This is a genomic window from Paraburkholderia acidisoli (assembly GCF_009789675.1).
In the GTDB taxonomy this organism is placed as follows: Bacteria; Pseudomonadota; Gammaproteobacteria; order Burkholderiales; family Burkholderiaceae; genus Paraburkholderia; species Paraburkholderia acidisoli.
This window is the reverse complement of record NZ_CP046916.1, coordinates 391,426-410,409: the sequence shown is the minus strand read 5'-3', so window position 1 is coordinate 410,409 and position 18,984 is coordinate 391,426. Positions and strand designations below refer to the sequence as shown.

The window sequence follows — 18,984 nt, the reverse complement described above, 5'->3', positions numbered from 1 at the left end:
GATGCTTCCGGTTCATTCATTTGCCGCGCGCCTTGAGGCGCTGGTCGAGACGCGGATAGACGCGCCGCGCGTTGCCTTCGAAGATCTGGTGGCGATCCTCGTCCGACAGCATGGGGCACGCGTCGAGATAGCGTTTGGTGTCGTCGAAATACTGACCGGTACGCGGATCCTTGCCGCGCACCGCACCGATCATCTCCGAGCCGAACAGGACGTTGTCGGTGGGAATCACCTTGGTGAGCAGTTCGATGCCCGGCTGGTGATACACGCAGGAATCGAAGAAGACGTTGTTGAGCAGCGTTTCCAGCGGGCGCTCTTTCATTTCCAGCGACATGCCGCGATAACGTCCCCAGTGATAAGGCACCGCGCCGCCACCGTGCGGGATCACGATACGCAGCGTGGGAAAATCCTTGAACAGCTCCGACTGCAGGATCTGCATGAACACCGACGTATCCGCATTGAGGTAATGCGCGCCGGTGCCGTGATGACACGCATTGCACGACGAAGCCACGTGGATCATCGCGGGCACGTCGAGATCGACCAGCGCTTCATAGAGCGGATACCACTCGCGGTCGGTCACCGGTTTGCCGGTCCAGTAACCGCCGCTCGGATCGGGGTTCAGATTGCAGCCGACAAAACCCAATTGCTCCACGCAACGCCGCAACTCCGGCACCGAGTTCGCGGGGGCCGCGCCCGGCGACTGCGGCAACTGGCACACCGGCGCGAAATTGTCCGGAAACAATTCCGTCACGCGATACACGAGATCGTTCGAGAGTTCGGCCCATTCGAGGCTCGTGCGCTCGTTGCCGAGGTGATGGCTCATCAAACCCGCAATGGGCGAGAACAGCGTGAGATCGCTGCCGCGCTCGCGCTGAAGCTTGAGTTGCCCGTTCACGATGGCCTCGCGAATTTCGTCGTCGCTAACATGCGCCGCTTCGCGCGAAGGCGCATTGGCCGCATCGTCGGCACATTCAATCTGCTTCGCGCGCCACGCCTTGAACGATGCGGGGACGGTCGTGAAATGACCGTGACAATCGATGATCATCTTGACTCCATTCCTTCATAAACTTTGTCGGCCCGCGGGCATTGCGCGCGAACCGCTACCGGCACGTCGTTTCTAGAAGCCGAACAGCGCCGCCGGATTGTCCACCAGTACGCGCTTCAACAACGCTTCGTCGGGCACATAGCGATACAGCAATTCGAGCAGATCGGCATCGTTCGGCGGCTGCTTCGGTGAAACCGGATGCGGCCAGTCGCTGCCCCAGAGGCAACGGTCCGGCGCGGCTTGCACGATCTTGTGCGCGAGCGGCACGACATCGTCCCACGGGCGGCCCGCTTTGGTGATTTTTTCGCCCAGCGACAGCATCGTCCACGTATTGCCTTCGGACAGCATTTGCAGCACGACCTGCAAGGACGGATCGGCGTCGCCGGCTTCCGGGTTCGGGCGCCCCATGTGATCGATCACCACCGGCACGTTCAAATGCCGAAACGGTGCGATGGTCGAGGCAATGCCACCGGGCTCGGGCTGCAATTTCACATACCAGCCCAACTCTTTGACGCGAGCCAGCGCGCGCGCGACGTCGTGCTCGTCCATCGACGGTCCGAGGCCCGCACGCGAAAAGCGCGCACCGCGCACACCCGCATCGTGCAGCTTGCCGATGTAGGCATCGTCGCGCTCCTTGAGCACGATGGCGTTCGCACAACCGCGGTAGTTCGGTCCGGCGGCGGCGAGCCCGTCGAGCACCACCTGGTGATCCGAGCCATAGGTCGTGGCCTGCACGATCACGCCGCGCGTGAAGCCCAGAATCGAATGCAGACGCAGTGCGCGCTCGACGGTCGCGCTCGGCATTTCGTAAGCCGCGCCCGGCAGGACCGGGTAACGCTCGGCCGGACCGAAAACGTGGAACTGGCTGTCGCATGCGAGCGGCGGCGGCATTTTCGCGGGCGTGCGCGGTTCGGGATCGAACGGAAGATACGCAGACATGAAAGGATTCCTAAACGATAAGCGTCATTTAATCGGGCAATACAGCCGTCACGTCGCATTGCACCAGCGAAGGACCCTCGGCCGCGAGAGGCAGCGCATGACGCGCGGGCCGGTCGTCGTGATCCGGAAAAAGTTTGATCCACTCGTCGTTGACCGGTTGACGATGCGAGTGATCGCGCAGCCACACGGTCATCTTGATGATGTCGGCAGGCGTGCCGCCCGCCGCTTCGATAATCGCCTTGACGTGGCCGAACATGTTGGCGCATTGCGCCTCGATGGTCGGCGGCATCTCGCCGCTCACGGGATCGACGCCGAGAATGATCCCCGACATCAGCAGTCCGTCGATCACGCAGGCGTTGGGGATCGGATTCTTGTGCTTGAATCCGGCGATATAAAGGCTTTTGCGACGGCTCATGGCACGCTCCTTCGTCAAATGAAACGGCACGAGATCGAGCCGCAGGGGCCGTAGTCGGCATGAATCACGTCGCCGGCCGCGATGTCGATGGGACGCGTGAACGAGCCCGCCAGTACGATCTCGCCCGCGGCAAGACTTTCGCCGAACGGCGCGAGCCGGTTGGCGAGCCACGCCACGCCCAGCGCGGGATGACCGAGCACGCCGGCCGCGACGCCGGTCTCGCTGATGCCGCCGTTCAGATACAGCAGCGCGGCCACCCAGCGCAGATCGAAGTCGTGCACGCGGAACGGACGCGCGCCGAGCACGATCGCCGCATTGGCCGCGTTGTCCGAGATCGTGTCCATGACCTTGCGGCCGCGTTTGGTCTGTGGGTCGACGCGATGCAGCCGCGCATCGAGAATTTCCAGCGCGGGGACGACGTAGCGCGTGGCGTCGAGCACGTCGAACAACGTGCAGTTCGGCCCGGCAAGCGGCTTGTCCAGCACGAAGGCCAGTTCCACTTCGATACGCGGCGAGCGAAAGCGCGAGATGTCGATCGACGCGCCGTCGTACTCGAGCATGTCGTCGAGCAGCACGCCGTAATCGGGCTCGTCGATACCCACCGCGTCCTGCATCGCTTTCGAGGTCAGGCCGATCTTGTGGCCGATCACCGTGCGACCGCTGTCACGCTTGATGCGCATCCATTCGCGCTGGATCGCGTAGGCGTCGTCGATGGTGATGTCGGGATACGTGTGCGAGAAAATGCCGATCGCCTCGCGGCGCTGCTCGGCCTCTTCCAGCGACTGCGCGAGGCGTTCGATGATTTCCGGTGCGAGCATGACGATCAGGCCTCCTGAACGATGCCGTTGCGCAGCGTGCCGATACCGGGCGATTCGATTTCCACCACGTCGCCGGGCGCGAGCCATTGCGGCGGATCGAGGCGCCAGCCGGTGCCGGTCGGCGTGCCGGTGAGGATGAGATCGCCGGGTTGCAGCGTCGCGAAGGTGCTCAGATATTCGATCAGGATGTCGAACGAAAACATCATGCGCGCCGTGGTTTCCTGCTGACGCAGTTCGCCGTTCACGCGTGTGCGGATCGTGTGCTCGGCACGCGGATCGAGTTCGTCGGCGGTCACGATCCACGGCCCGATACTGCCGGAGGCGTCGAAGTTCTTGCCTTGCGTGACGTTGAATTTGCCGTGCTTGAGCCAGTCGCGCACCGAGCCTTCGTTCGCGAGCGTCATGCCCGCGATGTGCTCGAAGGCACGCTCGCGCGGAATGTGACGGCCGGCCTTGCCGATCACCAGCACGAGTTCGCCTTCGTAGTCGAGTTGCGTCGACACGCGCGGGCGCTCGAGCGGCGCGTCATGCCCGACGAACGAACGCACGTTGCGCACGAAGAGGCTCGGGTAGCGCGGCGCTTCCGAATTGTCCTTGTATTCCTCGTTGCGTTCCTGATAGTTCACGCCGATGCACCAGATCTTCTCGGGCGCGCTGAGCGGCGGCAGCAGGCGCACGCTCGCGGGCGCGATGCGGGCGGCACCGGCGGCGTCGATCGCGCGGTGCGCGGCCGCGAGCCAGTCGGGCGTCGCGAGCAGCGCGTCGAGCGTTGCGAACTCGCGCAATGCAACGATACCGTCGTCGAGCATGACGCCCGCTCGCGGCGTGGTGTCGCCTTCGAGCGAGGCGAAGCGAAGCAGTTTCATATCCAATCCCTGTCAGTCGATGGGGTGATAGCCGCGTCTAGCGACGCTGACCGTTGTGCAGAAGCGTTTCGTCGCGGGTGTTGCGCGGGCGGTCTCGCGTATCGTCCAGCGCGCGGGCCGTGCGGCCCCGTCCACGCGTTTCCGGCAGCACGAACGACAGCAGCAGGAACGCCACGGCGGCGGGCAGCGCGATCAACATGCCGCGCGGCAGGCTGCCGCCCCACGCCGCGGCGAGGGCGGGCACGAGCACCGGCGCGAGACTGCCCGCGGCGCGGCCGAACATGTAGATGGCGGACACGGCCGTCGCGCGCACCTCGATCGGATACAACTCCGAGAGCCACGCGCCCACCACGCCGAGCGCGCTGCTGCCAATGGCGAACACGATCGGCAGCCAGAACACCGGCCACGCGAGCATCGAGCCGTGATAGCGCGCGTCCGGCGCGAAGAACAGGATGGCGAACGCGATCAGCCAGAACACGGCCGGCACGATCGCGCCGAAGCGCCGGCCCATGCGATCGTTGAGCCAACCCATCACGAGGTAGCTGAGGCCGCCCACGAACGCGGCCGTGACGGTCGCCGCGCGCACCACCTCGGGCGGCGTGTGCAGCACGCGCAGCATGAGGCTGGGCACGAACACCACGACCGCGTAGTAGCAGAACATATAGGCCGTGAGCCAGAGCGCCGCGGCGAACGAGATCGCGCGCAACCGCTTGCTGAACATCCCGGCGAAGGTATTGCGCGGCGCGGCGCTCAAGCCGGCGCGACGCGTGCGATCGAATTGCTCCCAGGCGCGCGACTCGGGCATCCAGAAGCGGATGACGACCGCGAGGATCACGGGCGCGCCGCCCGTCAACAAACCGACTCGCCAACCCCAATCGACGCTGAACGACTGCACCGCCCACAGGCCCACGACGGATGCGCCCGCCGCGGCCACGGTTGCCGAGCCCTGGATGAGCGCCGTGCCGAGCCCGCGCCGCTGCGGATTCCAGGTTTCGTTGAAGAGGACCATGCCCGCGCCCCACTCGCCGCCCAGCCCGATGCCGAGCACGAGCCGCATGGCGAGCAGCGAGGCGAAGTTCCAGGCGAACGCGGAGCCCACCGAAGCGAGCGCGAACACGACCAGCGTCCATTGCAAGGCCGCCTTGCGGCCGATGCGGTCGCCGAGCCAGCCGAACAGACCGCCGCCCGCGACCGAGCCGACCAGCGTGACCGTGGTGATGCTCGCGACTTCGGCGAGCGAGATATGCATCGACCGCTGGATCGACGGCATGAGGTACGGCAGGATGAGAACGTCGTAGAGATCGAGCGCGAAGCCCAGCATGCACGACACGATGATGCCGAGCCGTTGGGCCGGGGAATACGTAGCGGCGGTGTCGTTCATGGGCGTCTCCTCGGGACGCCCTCGCACGTCGCGCGCTTCGCCGTCAAACCGTGGCGTGGCGCGCCTGCATCGATTGCGTCATCTCAATGTCGACGCATCTTCACATGGGCATGGCCTGCCAACCACCCGAAACACCCCAGAAAGTCCGCAGCGTGGACATATCCGCATCGAGGTGGCCACGGCCCGTTTTCCCGCTCAGCGCTGACGCGCGCGCTGCATCTCCGCGAGACGCTTCGTGATGAGCGCCGCCTTGCCGCGCATGGCCGCCACGAGCCGCGGCAGTTCGGGCTCGGCGAGCCGCTCCGCCATCGCGGCAACGGCGAGCGCGGCAATCACGGCGCCGTCGGCGTCGAGCACGGGCACCGCGAGCGCGCGTGTGCCGAGCAGCACGCCAACCTCCGAATACGCGTAGCCGTTGTGGCGCGCCGCAGCCACGCGCGCGCGAATGGTCTCGACCGAAGGACCGTCGGGCGGCAGGCGCGCGACGTTCATCGCGCAGATGTAGTCGGACTCCTCGGGCGTGAGCGCCGCGAGCAGCATGACGCCCGCGATGCCAACGCCGAGCGGGCGGCGCATGCCCACGTCGATCGCCAGCACCTTGATCGGATACGAGCCGGTCTTGCGGTCGATCGCGACAGAATCCCAACCCACGCGAATCGTGAGAAAAGTCGTGTCGCCGAGTTCGTCCGCGAGCGCCGCCAGATGCGGTTCGGCCGCGGCGCGCACGGGAAACTGCGCGGGGCGGCTCATGCCGAGCAGGCTGATCTCCGGCCCCACGCGATAGCGACGCGTGCTGGCGTCCTGCTCGCCCACGCCTTCGGCGATCAGCGTTTGCAGGATGCGATGCACGGTCGGGCGGCTCAGCCCCGAGTACGCCACGACGTCGGTGATGCGCATGCCGTGTTCGCCGCCCAGCGCGAGAATGCGCAGCACCTCGAACGCGCGCGAGATCACGCGCACGCCCGCGTCGTCGTCGCCGGGCCTCGCGGGGTCCGGCACGCGGGCGGGGTCGGCACTGGGTTTCTTGAGGGATTTGGCGTTCATCGCGAGCAGGGACCGGCATCGTTTGGCGGTCTTCGACAATAGCATCGGCCCATGCGGTCTCTGAATCCGTAGCTGTCCGGGTTGCCAAAATGTCCGGCAGGCGGACATTCGCGTGGATGACTGCCCGCTTGCGCGCGAATGGCACGCGTGCGGGCGGGATAATGCGGGCTCGCACGGCGCCGCGACGCGCGCGGCCCGTCGTCTCGCCTGCACTTTCAAGGACGAAGCATGGATCTTCCCGGCAATCCCTTCAAACGCGCCCTCGCGAGCGGCGCGCCGCAATTCGGGCTGTGGGCCGCGTTCGCCGACGCCTGCGTCACCGAGGCCCTCGCCGCGCGCGGCTTCGACTGGCTGTTGATCGACAACGAACACGCTCCGAACGACGTGCGCACCACGCTCGCGCAATTGCAGGCGGTCGCGCCCTACGCCTCGCACGCCGTCGTGCGCCCCGTTCGCGCCGACACGGCCATCATCAAGCAGATGCTCGACATCGGCGCGCAAACCCTCTTGCTGCCGATGATCGACACGGTCGAGCAGGCGCGCGAAGCGGTCGCGGCCACGCGCTATCCGCCGCACGGCGTGCGCGGCGTGGGCGCGGCACTCGGGCGGGCGACGCGCTGGAATCACGTGAGCGGCTATCTGCAGGCGGCGGCCGGCGAACTCTGCGTGCTCGTTCAGGTGGAAACGACAACCGGGCTCCGCAATCTCCAGCAAATCGCTGAAGTCGATGGCGTGGACGGCGTGTTCTTCGGGCCCGCCGACCTCAGCGCGTCGATGGGACTGCTCGGCCAGGCGGGCGCGGAACCGGTGCGCGCCGCGATTCGCGACGGCATCGGCATCGCGCGGCGCGCGGGCAAGGCGGCCGGCGTGCTCGCCCCCGACGAGCGCTTCGCGCGCGAGTATCTCGCCGCGGGCGCGAACTTCGTGGCGATCGGCACCGACGTCGCCCTGCTCGGCGCCGCCGCGCAACACGTGCTCGCGACTTATCGCAGCGCTCCCGTCGACAACACGGAAAAGCCCCAAGGCGCCTACTGACCGGCGCAATGCAACGCGCGCGGCACGCGCGGTTCGCTGCACGCGCAACGTTGACGGCGGCGTCGCGCCGTCAATCCGCCTCGTCGAAGCGCAGGCGCATCCGCTCGATCGTGGCGGCGACCAGCGCCGCGGCGTCGTCGATACCCTCGGCCATGCGCGCGACCGTGTTGAGTCTCCCGTCGATCAACAAGGTCGCGAGTCCGTGCACGTAGGCCCAACCGGCCGTCATTTCAACGGCCTGCGCATTGCCGATACCCTCGACCGCGCGCTCGAGCTCGCCGTGCTGCCCGATCGTGCCCGCCAGCATCCGGATCGACCGGCGCCGCGCACCGGCGAGCGCCTCGTTCGACGGGTCGAGTAATTCGTTGCGCGACATCAGGCGAAACAGGTCGGGTTGCTCGACCGCGAAGCTCACATAGCCGCGCGCGATCCCACGGCGACGCTCCATCTCCACGGTGAGCCCCTGCGAATGCGCGGCCATCGAGGCCGCCAGCCGGTCGTGCCCAATGGCAGCGAGTTCGCTGAGCACGCCCGCGGTATCGACGAAATGCCGCTGCGGCGCGGTGTGCGAAACCCCGACCTCGCGCGAGATCGCGCGCAACGTGAGACCGCGCAGCCCGTCACGGCGCAACACCGTTTCCGCCGCCGCGAGCAAGGCCTCGCGCAGCGCCCCGTGGTGATACGGCCGGCCCTCGGCGGCGTCCTGTTTTGCCGGGCCCGAAGGCTTGCCTGTCTTGCGTTTCGCTGCGGTTGCGGTCATGTCGTGGTCGTTTTCTTCAGATGTTTCCAGTGCAAAGATATGTTGACGCAAGGCATCGGTGAAGTCAAAATGTTTCCACTGGACACATTAACCATTGCCGATTTCGTGCGAGGTAGCCATGAACCTGCTGCTGGCGTTTGCCCCCTTTATTGCGTTCGTCGTGCTCGAGCGCGTGCTTGGCGTTTCCGTGGGACTAACGGCGGGCGCGCTGGTGTCGGCGGCGCTGCTGGTGCGCGATCTCGTCTCGCGCGAGCGCCAGACCAAAATCCTGGAGATCGGCACCTTCCTGCTGTTCGGCGGCCTGGCCGTGTATGCGGTGCTGTACGGCGCGTCGTGGTCGGTCGCGGCGGTGCGCCTGCGTGTCGACGCGGGGCTGCTGTTGATCGTGCTGGCGTCCATCGCTTTGCGCCAGCCGTTCACGCTGCAATACGCGCGCGAAAAAGTGGCGCGCGAAGTGTGGAGCGCGCCCGCCTTCCTGCGCACGAACTACACGATCACCGGCGCGTGGGCGCTCGCGTTCGCCGCGATGGTCGCCGCCGATCTGCTGATGACCTACGTGACTGCGGTGCCGCACTCGGCCGGTATCGCGATCACGGTCGTGGCCCTGTATGCGGCGATGAAGTTCACGGGGTGGTATCCGCGGCAACAACGATTGGCGCAGCGGGCTTGAGGGGCGATCCTGGGCAGGAACCAGGCGAACATCCAGGCGAACATCGCGCGCCGCGCGCCCGGCTGTCCCGATTTCACAGCGAGGAACGCTGCTGGAACACGCCTTTCGGTGTCCCGGCGCAGCGCCACCGCTGCGCGCGTTAATCAGGACGCCCCTTTGCCGCACCCGACCCTTCGGGCGATCCGACGAGAAACGCTTCGTCGGTCGGCACGCCCAGCGCGGTCACGAGGCGGTTGGTTTCCGAAGCCATCCCGACGATCGCGACCATCTCGGCGTACTCCTCGTCGGTCATGCCCTTGGCGCGCGCGCCGGCCGTATGCGAGTGAATGCAATACGCGCAACCGTGCGCGATCGACACCGCGACGTAGAGCATTTCCTTCGTCTTGGGATCCAGCGCGCCGGGCGCCATGACTTCCTTGATGCTTTCCCAGGTGCGCTTGAGCGTCTTCGGATCGTGGGCCAGCGCTCGCCAGAAGTTGTTCACGAAATCGGAGTTTCGGGTCGCGCGAATGTCGTCGAACACGGCCTTCGCGGCAGGCGAGAGTTCGTCATCGGTCAGCAACGTTACGGTGGTCATGGCGTGGCCTTTCAAGGAACGTTCGATCAAGACGCCGGCGCAATCGTTGCGTTCGCACCTTCATGGCGAACGTCGAGCGCGCACGCGATTGCGTTGCCGGTCGTGGCTTGGCACAGTCTATCCGAGTTGGCGGATCGCCCATGCCGCGCTTCGATACCGGCCCGGCTCGATCGCGACGACGTCCGGTTCGCTCGAGCGGCTGCCTTAGAATGGCGTCCTTTGAACCGACAACCGCCAGGCCACCCCATGCAGAGTGAAACCGAACTGCGCGAGCACCATGCGAGTCTCCAGCAGCGAGCGCAACGTCTTGCGTCGCAAGGTCAGTCGCGCGTCGACCGGCTCGCGGCGCCAGGCTCAACAGCATCGGCAACATCGGCAACATCGGCAACATCGCCGCAAGAACCCGACGCGACTTCTCACGCTTCGCACGCGTTGCAAGACGCGAAGGACGAAGCGGCGGCGGCCGTTCAGTGTCATCGGCAAAGCGGGCTCTTCCTCGAAACGGCCAACTCGCTTTTCGAGAGCCTCGCCGCGCCATCGCCTTCGAGCGACGACGACGAGTGGCGCGAGCAATTGTTGTTCAGGGCCGCCGAGGTGCTGGAAACCGCCGCCGACCTGATCGATGAAGGCGAAACCCACTTGCAGCGCAGCATCAACGCGCTCGACTAGCGTCACCGCGACCCGGCCGGTCGTTACCCCGGCATCGGATCGCTGCCGCCGCGCGACTGCGTGGACATCGCACGAATGGGTCTCGCATGCAGCAGGCGTTGCACGGCTTCCGCCAGTTGCGCCACGTCCACCGGCTTCTTGAAGTAGCGGTCGTAGCGCACGAACGCCGGCGGACTGTATTCGCCGGAGACGAGAATGACCGGTAACGCCGACAACCCCGGCGCGTCGCGAATCTTTTCGCACAAGGTTCCGCCCGACATGCCGGGCATGCGCAGGTCGGCGATCACACCGTCCACCGCCGTGTCGTGCAACAGCGTCCAGGCGGCCATGCCGTCCGAGGCGGTCACGACTTCGAACCACATCGCCAGCGCGGAAGCGAGCGCGGCCAAGGTACTGGAATCGTCGTCAACGACTAATATTCGTGTCATGATGTTGGGATGGCGTTAATAGGGTCACGCGTGAGAGCAATTGCTCTGCCAGAGCACGATCTTCCACGTTTCTTCTTCATCCTGCAGCGTTGCGGCGCTTGACGCCATGCGGGCTGCTTCTCTGTCTATCCTTCGTTGCGGCGGGCTTCCGTGGTCGAATTCAGCAATGACTCGCTGGGCGATATCCGTTCGCGTGCCGCGCGCGAACCGGATTGGCGGGAGCAATCGCGAACGCTGCTGGACCTCGCCCGCTTGCAGCCCGAGTCGCGCGAGAACCTGATCGCCGGCGTCGCCCAGGCTGCCCTGCGTTTATGCCATGCCGGCGCTGCCGGTGTCAGCCTGCCCGAACGGATCAACGGCGAACCTTGCTTTCGCTGGCACGCGGTGGCGGGCTGCTTCGCGGCATTGCAAGGGCAGACCATCCCCGCCGCCGACTGCCCGTGCGCCGCCACGCTCGAAGCCGCTCAACCCCTACTGTTCACCGCATTGTTGCGCGACTTCCCCGCACTCGCCGTTCCCTGCGAAGGCGTGCAGGAAGCGCTCATCGTTCCGGTTGTCCGCGAAGGGATCAAGGTGGGCGCGCTATGGGTCGCCTCCGTGAGCGACACCTGCCGTTTCGGCCCGGAGGACGAGCGCATTCTGCTGGATCTGGCGCAGGTCGCCGGAGCCTCGCTCGAAATGGCCAGCGCGCGCGAAACGAGCCGCCAGGAAACCCGCCACTACTCGGAAGTCATCGCCGTGCTCGCGCATGAGTTCCGCAATCCGCTCGGCCCGCTGGAAAATTCGCTCGAAGGCCTGAGCCGGTTGACCGGCGCGCAAACCGCGCAGCGGCAACTGCTGAACATCGCGCAACGGCAGGTGCAACATCTGAAGCGGCTGATGGACGAGCTTCAGGACGCCGCCCGCCTCGACCACGACAAACTCACGCTGAACATTGCGGAAGTCCGGCTGGACGACGTGATATCGGACGCGCTCGCCTCGGTTCGCGAACACATGAGCGCGCACCGTCATGCGCTCGAAGTCGGTCCGATCGACGCCATGCGTTTTGCGGGCGATCCGGTTCGGCTCGTGCAGATCGTGTCGAACCTGCTGTCCAACGCCGCGCGCTATACGCCCGACGGCGGCACCATCGCGTTGTCCGTCGCGCGCCGGGAAGACCCGCAGGGCCCGCGCCTCGAAGTCGTCGTTCGCGACAACGGCATCGGTATCGACAGCGACTCGCTGCCGCGCGTGTTCGAACCGTTCTCGCAGTTCGCGGGCGGCCGTGCGCATCAGGAAGGCGGCCTCGGCATCGGGCTCGGCATCTCGCGCAAACTGGCCCAGCTCCACGACGGCACGTTGACGCTCAGCAGCGAAGGCATCGGCCGTGGCACGGTGGCCGCGTTGTCGCTGCCGCTGCGGCCGCCGCCGCTTGCGGGCGAAGCGCAACGCGGCGCAGCCGAACGCGCGCCGGTGCCGGCCAGCCACGTTCTCATCGTCGACGACAGCGAGGACGCGCGCGTTGCGCTCGCCGCGTTGCTCGACATGGACGGGCATCACGTCAAAACGGCGGAAAGCGGCGCGCATGCCCTCGAACTGCTCGCGGGCTGGACGCCGGACCTGGCGCTTGTCGATCTGGACATGCCGGGCATGGACGGGCTGGAACTCGCGCGGCGCCTGCACGCGCATCCCGAGCGCGCTCGCGTGACGCTGATCGCCCTGAGCGGGCGCGTCTCCGAAGGCGAGCGGCAAGCCGCGCTCGATGCCGGGTTCGACGCGCATCTGGCCAAACCCGTCGACATGGACCGGCTCGGCGCCCTGCTCGCCTCGGCCGGCCGCGCCCTTCGCGCGCCGCGCGCCGGTTCGTAGCGTCGTCAGAGCGCGGCGCGGCCGCTGTGGCGCGCTTTGCGCGAATTCGAGCGCGCGCGAGGCCGGATTCGCGCTTCCTTGCGCGAGCGCGACACGGCGGCGATGTGCTTCGCGAGCGATGCCGCCTGGCGTTCTTCCGGGCTATCCGCGGCTGCGAAAGTCGTCGGTTTTCAGGTACACGTGTTGACCCGACGATGCGCGGACGCGCCGCTCGGCCACGGCGCGGATCCGGCCGTAGCCGTCGCTGAAGGTGGTCAGCACGCGCGCGGTGTCGGCGCCGCGCGGCAGCCAGAACCAGTCTTCGAGCGCGCGGATCGACACCACGCAATCGGCCGACGTCTTGCCGCTCGTAATACAGAACGCGACGCCGCTCTTGTCCGGTAAAACGCGCGGCGCTTCTTCGCTGATCGTTTCCTCGATGATCGCTTCCATGGCTCGGCTCCTGTTGTCATGCGACGCTGGTAATCGTGCAGTGGGCATTACAAACGCAAAGGTTGCCGGTCTGATACCCCGTAACTGTGCTCGTGACTGCGGTCATTGCCGCGGGCGCTCAGCGGGAATCGCGAGCGCGCCTTGCCGATGACGCAATCTTCTCTTTTGGGAATCGCCCCGTCTGTCGATTTCGACCGGGCTTCGTTACCGCGCCCGATCGAATCAAAGTGTCTTTGTCAGCGGTTGTGCGCGCGGGTTTCGCGTCTCGCGGCCGCTGGTCGACGGGACGCACAGCATGCCGCGTGCCCGCTCGCGAAATTCAAGCAGCCGGCATGGAATGGAAGTGGAGAAGCGCGTGTTTTGCGGTGGAAGTCGGACTCGGCGCGCCGGACTCGCCACGCGCGGCGAGTCATGCCAGCAGCGGCAGCGTTACCGTGAACGTCGAACCGTGTCCCGCGCCTTCGCTGGTGACGCTCACCGTTCCGCCATGAAGCTCGACGATATGCTTCACGAGCCACAGCCCGAGTCCGAGGCCGCCCGCGCGACCGCTCGAACGCGCGTCGATCTGCACGAAGCGGCCGAAGATCTGCGGCAATTGCGCGGCCGGAATGCCGCGCCCGGTGTCCTCGACGCTCAGGCGGGCGGCGGAACCGTCCGCCGCGAGCGCAATGCGCACGCCGCCTGCTTCCGTGAACTTGATGGCGTTGGAAAGCAGATTCCAGATGACCTGGCGGATGCGGCCTTCGTCGGCCATGACCGTGCAGGAACTCACCTGGCTCGCGTCCAGCGTGAGATTTTTGCGCTCGGCCTGCTTGCGCACGTCCTCCGCCGCGAGCGTCGCCAGCGCGCCCAGGTCGAGCGGCTGCAACTGCACGGAAAGTTTGCCCGAGGCAATGGCGCCGCTGTCGAGCAGGTCGTCCACCATCAGCGAAAGCTGGCGCCCGTTGCGACGGATCGCGTCGCCGGCCTTCGTCACCGCGGCGGGGTCGGAGGAGAGCCTCAACAGTTCGCCCCATGAAATGATCGCGTTCAGCGGCGAGCGCAGTTCATGGCTCACCGCCGCGACGAACTCGTCCATCGCGCGCGCCAACGCCTCGCTTTGCTCGCGGGCGTCGCGTTCTTTGTCGGCCAACGCCGAAAGCTCGAGTTCGTGTTTCTTGCGCGAGGTGATGTCGAGCGTAATGCCGCCGACCCGGCCGGTAAGGCCATCGTCCTGCGCGCTGCCCGAGCCACGCACGAGCACCCAGTGCGGGCCGTCCGCATGATCGACGCGCAGTTCGCTTTCGAAGGATTCGCCCGCCTGCACGCGCTGGAGATTCGCCGCGCTGAGCTGCACCGCTTCGCCGAATCGCTTCGCATCGGCCAACGGCTCCAACGCCAGATCGCGCAGGCACCGGTCGTTGCATTCCACGCTGCCCGAGGCCAGGTCGATTTGCCATACGCCAAGCTCCGCGAGCGCGAGCGTGGGGTCGATGTTGCCGTTCAGCGTGCTTCGCGTCGCCGCCGTTTTCGTCCCCGTTTGCCTGGCGAGAATTTCGCCCAGTCGCGCGTAAGAGCGGAGCTTGGCCTTTTCGCGCCGTTCCGTTTCGCCCGCGTCCAGCTGGGCGGTCACGTCCTCGAAACGCAGCGCCATTAGCGCGGCACGGTCGCCATCGGCGGGCAGCGGCGAGGCGTGCATGCGCCAGTAGCGCCGGCCGCCGTCGCGGCTATCCGCCAGCGCGAGATCGAGCCGGAACACGCGCGACAGCGGCACCCGGCTCGCGCGGAGATGGGCGACGACGGCCGCGACGGCGCCGTTCGCGGGCAGTGGCGCCCCCGCCGAAGCCGTCCCCATGAACCGCTCGCGCCACGCCGCGTTGGCGCAGACGAGCGCGAGCTTGTCGTCCAGCACGAGCCAGGGCTCGGCAAAGTGCTCCAACACAGCCTGAAAATCACTCAAAGGGCGACCTCGGCAGTCAGCAGCCACGAAAAATTGACGGTAAGCGGTGTGTGTGCGGGCATGGCGACCTTCAACCGCGAATCAGCTTTTCCGCTGTCTGGAGAAAGGTTTCCATGTGGGCCGGCTTTCTGAGCACGGCGTCCCAAAGATTCGTCGATCCGACCCGGGCCGACGAATGCAGCAGGATGGGAATGCGGCTCCATGCCGGATTGCCTCGTAAGGCGCGGCAAAAGTCCTCCCCGCTCATGACCGGCATCATCAGGTCGGTGACGACGAGATCGGGCAATTGCGCCTCGACCGCGCGCAGCGCTTCCCGACCGTTCCGCGCGCAGTCGACCTCGTACCCCGCGTAGCCGAGTGCGAAACTCCACGCTTCAAGAATCTCCGGTTCGTCGTCTACAAGAAGGACTCGTGCCATGGACCAATCGGAAAACGACTACGTTAACGGGGCCTGCCTCGACGACACCGCGGGCTCACCCGGCGTTGCCGGGTGACAGCCTCACCGGTCGCCGGCGCCGACGCCAGGCTCCGCCTCGCCCGCGAAACGCGTCACCAGTTCCAGCAGACGGTTGGGGGGATAGGGCTTGCGCAGGATCGCACTGAACATCAGGCTTTCCTCCGGCGTCACGGGATCCGGCGCGGAACTGCACAAAATGATGGGCAGCTGCGCGAGTTCGTCGTGATGACGAATGGCTTTCGCAAGCCCCAGGCCTGACATGACCGGCATCATGAGATCGGTAATGACCAGCGCGGGGCGCTGCCGTTCGATCAGCGCGATCGCATCCCTGCCGTTGAACGCGGCATGAACCTCGTAGCCTGCACCGTTTAAGAGGAACGACAAAAACTCGGTCACGAGCGATTCGTCGTCGACAATAACCAGGGTAGTCATGCTCTCGACTCACCGCTGACGACGATCTGCCTCGGCGCTTCCCAGCGAAGCGCCATCCCCCTCCAGCAGATTTCCCGTCACCCGCAATCCGCCGTTGGCAGCGATCTTGATCTCGGCCACGGACGTGTCGTAGTCGCTGTCCCGCACCTTGAGCACGGTCACGCAGCGCCGCAGCACGCCTTTCGTGCGCACGTGTTCGAGGGCGAGGATGTTGTCGATCTGGCTCAGAATTTCCGGCGAGGGATTGGTGATCCACGGTCCAGACAGTTCCTTGACCTCCCACGTGCAGACCGTGGTGACCCCGGCGCCGCGCAATTCATTCGTGAGCGCGGCGAAAAACTCCACCATGCGATGCGGAATGACGGTGGCGCGCTCGAAGCCCGCCAATCCGTCGATAAACAGGCGCTCGGCCTTCGACACGCGAACCGCGTTGAGCAGGTCGTAAGCGAGTTTGTCGAGCAGGTTCTCGGTGAGCGGACGCCAGAGGAGCGTGAGCGCGCCCGAATCGATCAGCGCCGGCAAATCGATGCCGAGCGCCTTCGCCTTGCGCGTGAGCCGTTGTTCGGTTTCGTAGAAGCCGAAATGCACCGCGGGCCGCTCGGGCGTGGCCGCGCGCAGGAAACCGAGCCCGAACGTGGTCTTGCCGCTGCCGGCCGGACCCACGATCACGGAAACGGAGCTGCCGGGCAAGCCGCCGCCCACGCGTTCGTCGAGGCCCTCGATACCCGTGTCGATGCGCTCGGCGCTCGCGCGGTCGGACTGGGTGGGAACGGCGAACGCCGCCTCCAGCCGGGGATAGATTTCAATGCCGCGGTCGGTGATTTCATAGGCGTGCAGACCGCCCATCGCGCGGCTGCCACGCGACTTCGCCACCCGAATATGGCGCGCGGTACGCGACTCGAACAGGCTTTCGTCGAGTTGCAGCACGCCGTCCACCATGGTGTGTTCGGGGCTGGATTCGTCGGTGTGGGCGCTCGTGAGAAACAGCACGGTGCAGCCGGTGAACGCGGCATGGCCCTGAAGCTCCGCCACGAACGTCTTGACGTCCAGATTGCTCTGCCCGCTTTCTCTCGCGTTCAGCAGCCCGTCGAGCACGAGTATGCTGGCCTGCTGCCGCATCAGCTCGCTGCGCAGCATGGCGACGAGCGCGCTCAAGCCCTCTTCGCGCAGCGTGCGAAACAGACTCAGATAGGTGAGGTCTTTGCTGACGCGCGAATCTTCGAAAAAGTCGAGCGTGGAAAGCGATTGAAACAGGCGGTCATGGGACTCGGCGAGCAGCGTGACATACAGGACTTTTCGCCCCTGCCGCGCTTGAGCAAACGCGATCTGATTCGCGAGGATGGTTTTACCCGCGCCGGGACGCCCTTGGATAATGTACGAAGAACCGGCGATCAAACCGCCGCCGGTGATTTCGTCGAGTCCGGGAACATCGCTGGAGAGTCGCGCAAGCGTCTTGTCCATTGCCTGAATCCATAGTGAGAGGTTTTGAGCAGCAGGCGCGGCCGGACGGGCCACAATCGTGAGTGAACCTCTATGCCACAAGCTGTCTCCAACATTGGAGTCTACCTGAATCGGCCGTCAATTCTTTTCGCTCAATGCGCCAATCGTTATCGAATGGGCCCGAATTGGCGGGTCAATGGACCAATCCAATGGTTTTGGCCGGTATTTCGGGGAAAAGGGAAATAAATACTATCGCCGGTGCATTGGCCGGATTAACGCCGGCAAAGCGATGTGAATGGCGTTGAATCGCGCTCAAGCGAGCTGAAGATCGCGGCACGTCTGGGCTCGCGCGCCTCGCGTTGGCGCGGCGAGAGCCGGGCACGCGTCGTGCATGAAAGATCGATCCGGCCGCAGCGCATGCCGCCGATCCCCTCTTTCCCACCACCGTCTGGAGGACAGCATGTCAGACCACGTCTACAAGCAGATCGAACTCACCGGCTCGTCGAAGACCTCGACCGACGAAGCGATCCGCAACGCCATCGCCAAGGCGTCGAAAACGCTGCATCACCTGCACTGGTTCGAAGTCACCGACACGCGGGGCCAAATCGAGGACGGCAAGATCGCCTACTGGCAAGTGACCATCAAGGTCGGTTTGCGCGTCGAGGACTGATCTCGCGCGGCGAAGGCGGCTCGCACGCGCCTGGATCGCTCCAGCAAGCCGGTTTCGGACCAGCGCCGGTTCGAGCGCCTTCGCCACGTGCAGCGCGTCCTTGCGGGCGCCATCGCTGTGTTGATTTTCGCCTAAGCTTGCCGTATCGCTCGCCTCTCACGACCAAAACGACTCGCGACGCGGGCTCATCGACGCGCCATTGCCACCGCGCTGTTCGCCGCCGCCCTGTTCGGCAGCGTCGCGCCGTTCATGCAGGCCGGCTGTTCTATCCGGGAAGCGGCGCGGGCCTCGCCCTCTTGCTGGCAGTGCGCCAACTCGCCACGACGCGCATCATCGGCATGAACACGATTTCGCGTGGGACGGCAGCGAGCGGCATAAGCACTGCCATCGCCATACGCCGATCACGCACCCGCATGCGCATAACCCCGATGTCCATCATCGGCATACGCTTTGAGCGCGCGAAACGACGCTGCGTCAGCACGGCCTGATCGTACGCATCCCTAACTAGATGCAAGGCCATGCATTACGACCACGTTGCTGCCTGACGTTGCGTTTACCAGGCGCGCTTTCGCGCAGCGCCTTCCGCACGGTTCATTGCGGCACGGGCTCGACAGAACGCATGGTGCGCTAGCTCGAAACGGCTTACGCGCGCCCGGCAGCGGGTTCGAGCGCGGCAGCCGTTTCGGCTTGCGTCTCGAAGCCCCAATCGCCGTGGTCGAGCCAGTCTTCGCCGAGCAATTCGATGGGATGTTGCGTGCGGCTCGAACCGTTGCCGCAACTGAGCGAATTGGCCGGGCAATAGCGGTCGCAGCCCCAGCAGATGCGTTCAGGGTGTTGGGGATAGAGGGGGATTTTCTTGGCCATGTCGTGCAACGGCTAGCGAACGATCGTTCCAATATAGTTCGCCGTCGGCGCGTTTCCAGAGACGCATTGACGCACGCGTTTTCCTGCACGCAACCGCATTGCTGATCGCTTTGGGTATCGATGCGGTATCGATGCGGTATCGAGGCGGTATCGACACACTATCGCCGATATAGACGATCGCCGCGATTTCGGGCCTTGGCATCTCGCAATTCGAAGGCGCCGCGCGGACTTGGCAGTTAGTTGCATCTCTTCGACGAG

The 18,984-nt window shown here is 65.7% G+C and carries 21 protein-coding genes; 5 read left to right on the top strand and 16 right to left on the bottom strand.

What is annotated here, in order from left to right:
• Positions 1-16: 16 nt before the first annotated feature.
• The 7 genes from FAZ98_RS30410 to FAZ98_RS30380 all read right to left on the bottom strand — a co-directional run bounded on the left by FAZ98_RS30410 (position 17) and on the right by FAZ98_RS30380 (position 6,505).
• Positions 17-1,042 (bottom strand): amidohydrolase family protein, encoded by a 1,026-nt coding sequence (locus FAZ98_RS30410; RefSeq protein ID WP_158957279.1) that lies wholly within the window; start codon positions 1,040-1,042, stop codon positions 17-19.
• Positions 1,043-1,114: 72 nt separating this feature from the next.
• Positions 1,115-1,981, bottom strand: a complete 867-nt coding sequence (locus FAZ98_RS30405) for an amidohydrolase family protein (RefSeq protein ID WP_158957277.1) — start codon at positions 1,979-1,981, stop codon at positions 1,115-1,117.
• A gap of 28 nt (positions 1,982-2,009) precedes the next feature.
• The gene (locus FAZ98_RS30400; RefSeq protein ID WP_158957275.1) at positions 2,010-2,396 is read right to left on the bottom strand and encodes a RidA family protein; all 387 of its coding nucleotides are present in this window, start codon (positions 2,394-2,396) and stop codon (positions 2,010-2,012) included.
• Between the two features lie 14 nt (positions 2,397-2,410).
• Positions 2,411-3,214: a 2-oxo-hept-4-ene-1,7-dioate hydratase gene (gene hpaH / locus FAZ98_RS30395; RefSeq protein ID WP_158957273.1), complete on the bottom strand. Its 804-nt coding sequence runs from the start codon at positions 3,212-3,214 to the stop codon at positions 2,411-2,413.
• Positions 3,215-3,219: 5 nt separating this feature from the next.
• The gene (locus FAZ98_RS30390; protein WP_158957271.1) at positions 3,220-4,080 is read right to left on the bottom strand and encodes a fumarylacetoacetate hydrolase family protein; all 861 of its coding nucleotides are present in this window, start codon (positions 4,078-4,080) and stop codon (positions 3,220-3,222) included.
• A 37-nt stretch (positions 4,081-4,117) separates the two neighbouring features.
• Entirely contained in the window at positions 4,118-5,461 is a 1,344-nt protein-coding gene (locus FAZ98_RS30385; protein WP_158957269.1) for an MFS transporter, read from the bottom strand.
• 195 nt (positions 5,462-5,656) lie between these two features.
• Entirely contained in the window at positions 5,657-6,505 is an 849-nt protein-coding gene (locus FAZ98_RS30380) for an IclR family transcriptional regulator (RefSeq protein WP_158957267.1), read from the bottom strand.
• 228 nt (positions 6,506-6,733) lie between these two features.
• Here FAZ98_RS30380 and FAZ98_RS30375 point away from each other — a divergent pair, with 228 nt between their 5' ends.
• Positions 6,734-7,540 carry an aldolase/citrate lyase family protein gene (locus tag FAZ98_RS30375; RefSeq protein ID WP_158957265.1) on the top strand — a complete coding sequence of 269 codons (807 nt, stop codon included), beginning with the start codon at positions 6,734-6,736 and terminating at the stop codon, positions 7,538-7,540.
• 70 nt (positions 7,541-7,610) lie between these two features.
• Here FAZ98_RS30375 and FAZ98_RS30370 read toward each other — a convergent pair whose 3' ends face one another.
• Complete coding sequence (locus FAZ98_RS30370; protein WP_158957263.1) at positions 7,611-8,300, bottom strand: TetR/AcrR family transcriptional regulator; 690 nt, start codon at positions 8,298-8,300, stop codon at positions 7,611-7,613.
• A gap of 118 nt (positions 8,301-8,418) precedes the next feature.
• Between FAZ98_RS30370 and FAZ98_RS30365 the strand changes: the two genes are divergently transcribed.
• A complete protein-coding gene (locus FAZ98_RS30365; RefSeq protein WP_158957261.1) occupies positions 8,419-8,970 on the top strand; it encodes a hypothetical protein in 552 nt (183 codons plus the stop codon).
• Positions 8,971-9,109: 139 nt separating this feature from the next.
• On the opposite strand, the gene FAZ98_RS30360 is transcribed toward FAZ98_RS30365, so the two are convergent.
• Positions 9,110-9,547: a carboxymuconolactone decarboxylase family protein gene (locus FAZ98_RS30360; protein WP_158957259.1), complete on the bottom strand. Its 438-nt coding sequence runs from the start codon at positions 9,545-9,547 to the stop codon at positions 9,110-9,112.
• A gap of 246 nt (positions 9,548-9,793) precedes the next feature.
• Between FAZ98_RS30360 and FAZ98_RS30355 the strand changes: the two genes are divergently transcribed.
• Positions 9,794-10,216: a hypothetical protein gene (locus FAZ98_RS30355; RefSeq protein WP_158957257.1), complete on the top strand. Its 423-nt coding sequence runs from the start codon at positions 9,794-9,796 to the stop codon at positions 10,214-10,216.
• Between the two features lie 23 nt (positions 10,217-10,239).
• Here FAZ98_RS30355 and FAZ98_RS30350 read toward each other — a convergent pair whose 3' ends face one another.
• On the bottom strand, positions 10,240-10,644 hold the full coding sequence (locus FAZ98_RS30350) for a response regulator (protein ID WP_158957255.1): 405 nt from the start codon (positions 10,642-10,644) through the stop codon (positions 10,240-10,242).
• A 150-nt stretch (positions 10,645-10,794) separates the two neighbouring features.
• On the opposite strand from FAZ98_RS30350, the gene FAZ98_RS30345 reads away from it, so the two are divergent.
• On the top strand, positions 10,795-12,492 hold the full coding sequence (locus tag FAZ98_RS30345; protein WP_158957253.1) for a hybrid sensor histidine kinase/response regulator: 1,698 nt from the start codon (positions 10,795-10,797) through the stop codon (positions 12,490-12,492).
• 141 nt (positions 12,493-12,633) lie between these two features.
• Here the strand turns inward: FAZ98_RS30345 and FAZ98_RS30340 are convergent, their stop codons facing one another.
• The 5 genes from FAZ98_RS30340 to FAZ98_RS30320 form a co-directional block, all read right to left on the bottom strand.
• Entirely contained in the window at positions 12,634-12,924 is a 291-nt protein-coding gene (locus tag FAZ98_RS30340) for a DUF1488 family protein (protein WP_158957251.1), read from the bottom strand.
• A 409-nt stretch (positions 12,925-13,333) separates the two neighbouring features.
• Positions 13,334-14,863, bottom strand: coding sequence for a sensor histidine kinase (locus FAZ98_RS30335; protein WP_233273014.1), 1,530 nt, complete (start codon positions 14,861-14,863; stop codon positions 13,334-13,336).
• A 70-nt stretch (positions 14,864-14,933) separates the two neighbouring features.
• On the bottom strand, positions 14,934-15,281 hold the full coding sequence (locus FAZ98_RS30330; protein ID WP_158957247.1) for a response regulator: 348 nt from the start codon (positions 15,279-15,281) through the stop codon (positions 14,934-14,936).
• An 81-nt stretch (positions 15,282-15,362) separates the two neighbouring features.
• Positions 15,363-15,752, bottom strand: a complete 390-nt coding sequence (locus FAZ98_RS30325; RefSeq protein WP_158957245.1) for a response regulator — start codon at positions 15,750-15,752, stop codon at positions 15,363-15,365.
• A 9-nt stretch (positions 15,753-15,761) separates the two neighbouring features.
• Positions 15,762-17,213 carry an ATPase domain-containing protein gene (locus tag FAZ98_RS30320; RefSeq protein ID WP_158957243.1) on the bottom strand — a complete coding sequence of 484 codons (1,452 nt, stop codon included), beginning with the start codon at positions 17,211-17,213 and terminating at the stop codon, positions 15,762-15,764.
• A 439-nt stretch (positions 17,214-17,652) separates the two neighbouring features.
• On the opposite strand from FAZ98_RS30320, the gene FAZ98_RS30315 reads away from it, so the two are divergent.
• Entirely contained in the window at positions 17,653-17,862 is a 210-nt protein-coding gene (locus tag FAZ98_RS30315; RefSeq protein ID WP_158957242.1) for a dodecin, read from the top strand.
• Between the two features lie 642 nt (positions 17,863-18,504).
• Here the strand turns inward: FAZ98_RS30315 and FAZ98_RS30310 are convergent.
• Positions 18,505-18,726, bottom strand: a complete 222-nt coding sequence (locus FAZ98_RS30310) for a DUF3079 domain-containing protein (RefSeq protein WP_158957240.1) — start codon at positions 18,724-18,726, stop codon at positions 18,505-18,507.
• Positions 18,727-18,984 lie beyond the last annotated feature (258 nt).

Bases quoted from the DNA above. Each gene is read 5' to 3' on its own strand.
- FAZ98_RS30330 (WP_158957247.1), bottom strand. From the start codon at position 15,281: ATGGCACGAGTCCTTCTTGTAGACGACGAACCGGAGATTCTTGAAGCG.
- FAZ98_RS30350 (WP_158957255.1), bottom strand. From the start codon at position 10,644: ATGACACGAATATTAGTCGTTGACGACGATTCCAGTACCTTGGCCGCG.
- FAZ98_RS30320 (WP_158957243.1), bottom strand. From the start codon at position 17,213: ATGGACAAGACGCTTGCGCGACTCTCCAGCGATGTTCCCGGACTCGAC.
- FAZ98_RS30365 (WP_158957261.1), top strand. From the start codon at position 8,419: ATGAACCTGCTGCTGGCGTTTGCCCCCTTTATTGCGTTCGTCGTGCTC.
- FAZ98_RS30370 (WP_158957263.1), bottom strand. From the start codon at position 8,300: ATGACCGCAACCGCAGCGAAACGCAAGACAGGCAAGCCTTCGGGCCCG.
- FAZ98_RS30380 (WP_158957267.1), bottom strand. From the start codon at position 6,505: ATGAACGCCAAATCCCTCAAGAAACCCAGTGCCGACCCCGCCCGCGTG.
- FAZ98_RS30410 (WP_158957279.1), bottom strand. From the start codon at position 1,042: ATGATCATCGATTGTCACGGTCATTTCACGACCGTCCCCGCATCGTTC.
- FAZ98_RS30340 (WP_158957251.1), bottom strand. From the start codon at position 12,924: ATGGAAGCGATCATCGAGGAAACGATCAGCGAAGAAGCGCCGCGCGTT.
- hpaH (WP_158957273.1), bottom strand. From the start codon at position 3,214: ATGCTCGCACCGGAAATCATCGAACGCCTCGCGCAGTCGCTGGAAGAG.
- FAZ98_RS30405 (WP_158957277.1), bottom strand. From the start codon at position 1,981: ATGTCTGCGTATCTTCCGTTCGATCCCGAACCGCGCACGCCCGCGAAA.
- FAZ98_RS30385 (WP_158957269.1), bottom strand. From the start codon at position 5,461: ATGAACGACACCGCCGCTACGTATTCCCCGGCCCAACGGCTCGGCATC.
- FAZ98_RS30325 (WP_158957245.1), bottom strand. From the start codon at position 15,752: ATGACTACCCTGGTTATTGTCGACGACGAATCGCTCGTGACCGAGTTT.
- FAZ98_RS30400 (WP_158957275.1), bottom strand. From the start codon at position 2,396: ATGAGCCGTCGCAAAAGCCTTTATATCGCCGGATTCAAGCACAAGAAT.
- FAZ98_RS30375 (WP_158957265.1), top strand. From the start codon at position 6,734: ATGGATCTTCCCGGCAATCCCTTCAAACGCGCCCTCGCGAGCGGCGCG.
- FAZ98_RS30355 (WP_158957257.1), top strand. From the start codon at position 9,794: ATGCAGAGTGAAACCGAACTGCGCGAGCACCATGCGAGTCTCCAGCAG.
- FAZ98_RS30390 (WP_158957271.1), bottom strand. From the start codon at position 4,080: ATGAAACTGCTTCGCTTCGCCTCGCTCGAAGGCGACACCACGCCGCGA.
- FAZ98_RS30315 (WP_158957242.1), top strand. From the start codon at position 17,653: ATGTCAGACCACGTCTACAAGCAGATCGAACTCACCGGCTCGTCGAAG.
- FAZ98_RS30310 (WP_158957240.1), bottom strand. From the start codon at position 18,726: ATGGCCAAGAAAATCCCCCTCTATCCCCAACACCCTGAACGCATCTGC.
- FAZ98_RS30360 (WP_158957259.1), bottom strand. From the start codon at position 9,547: ATGACCACCGTAACGTTGCTGACCGATGACGAACTCTCGCCTGCCGCG.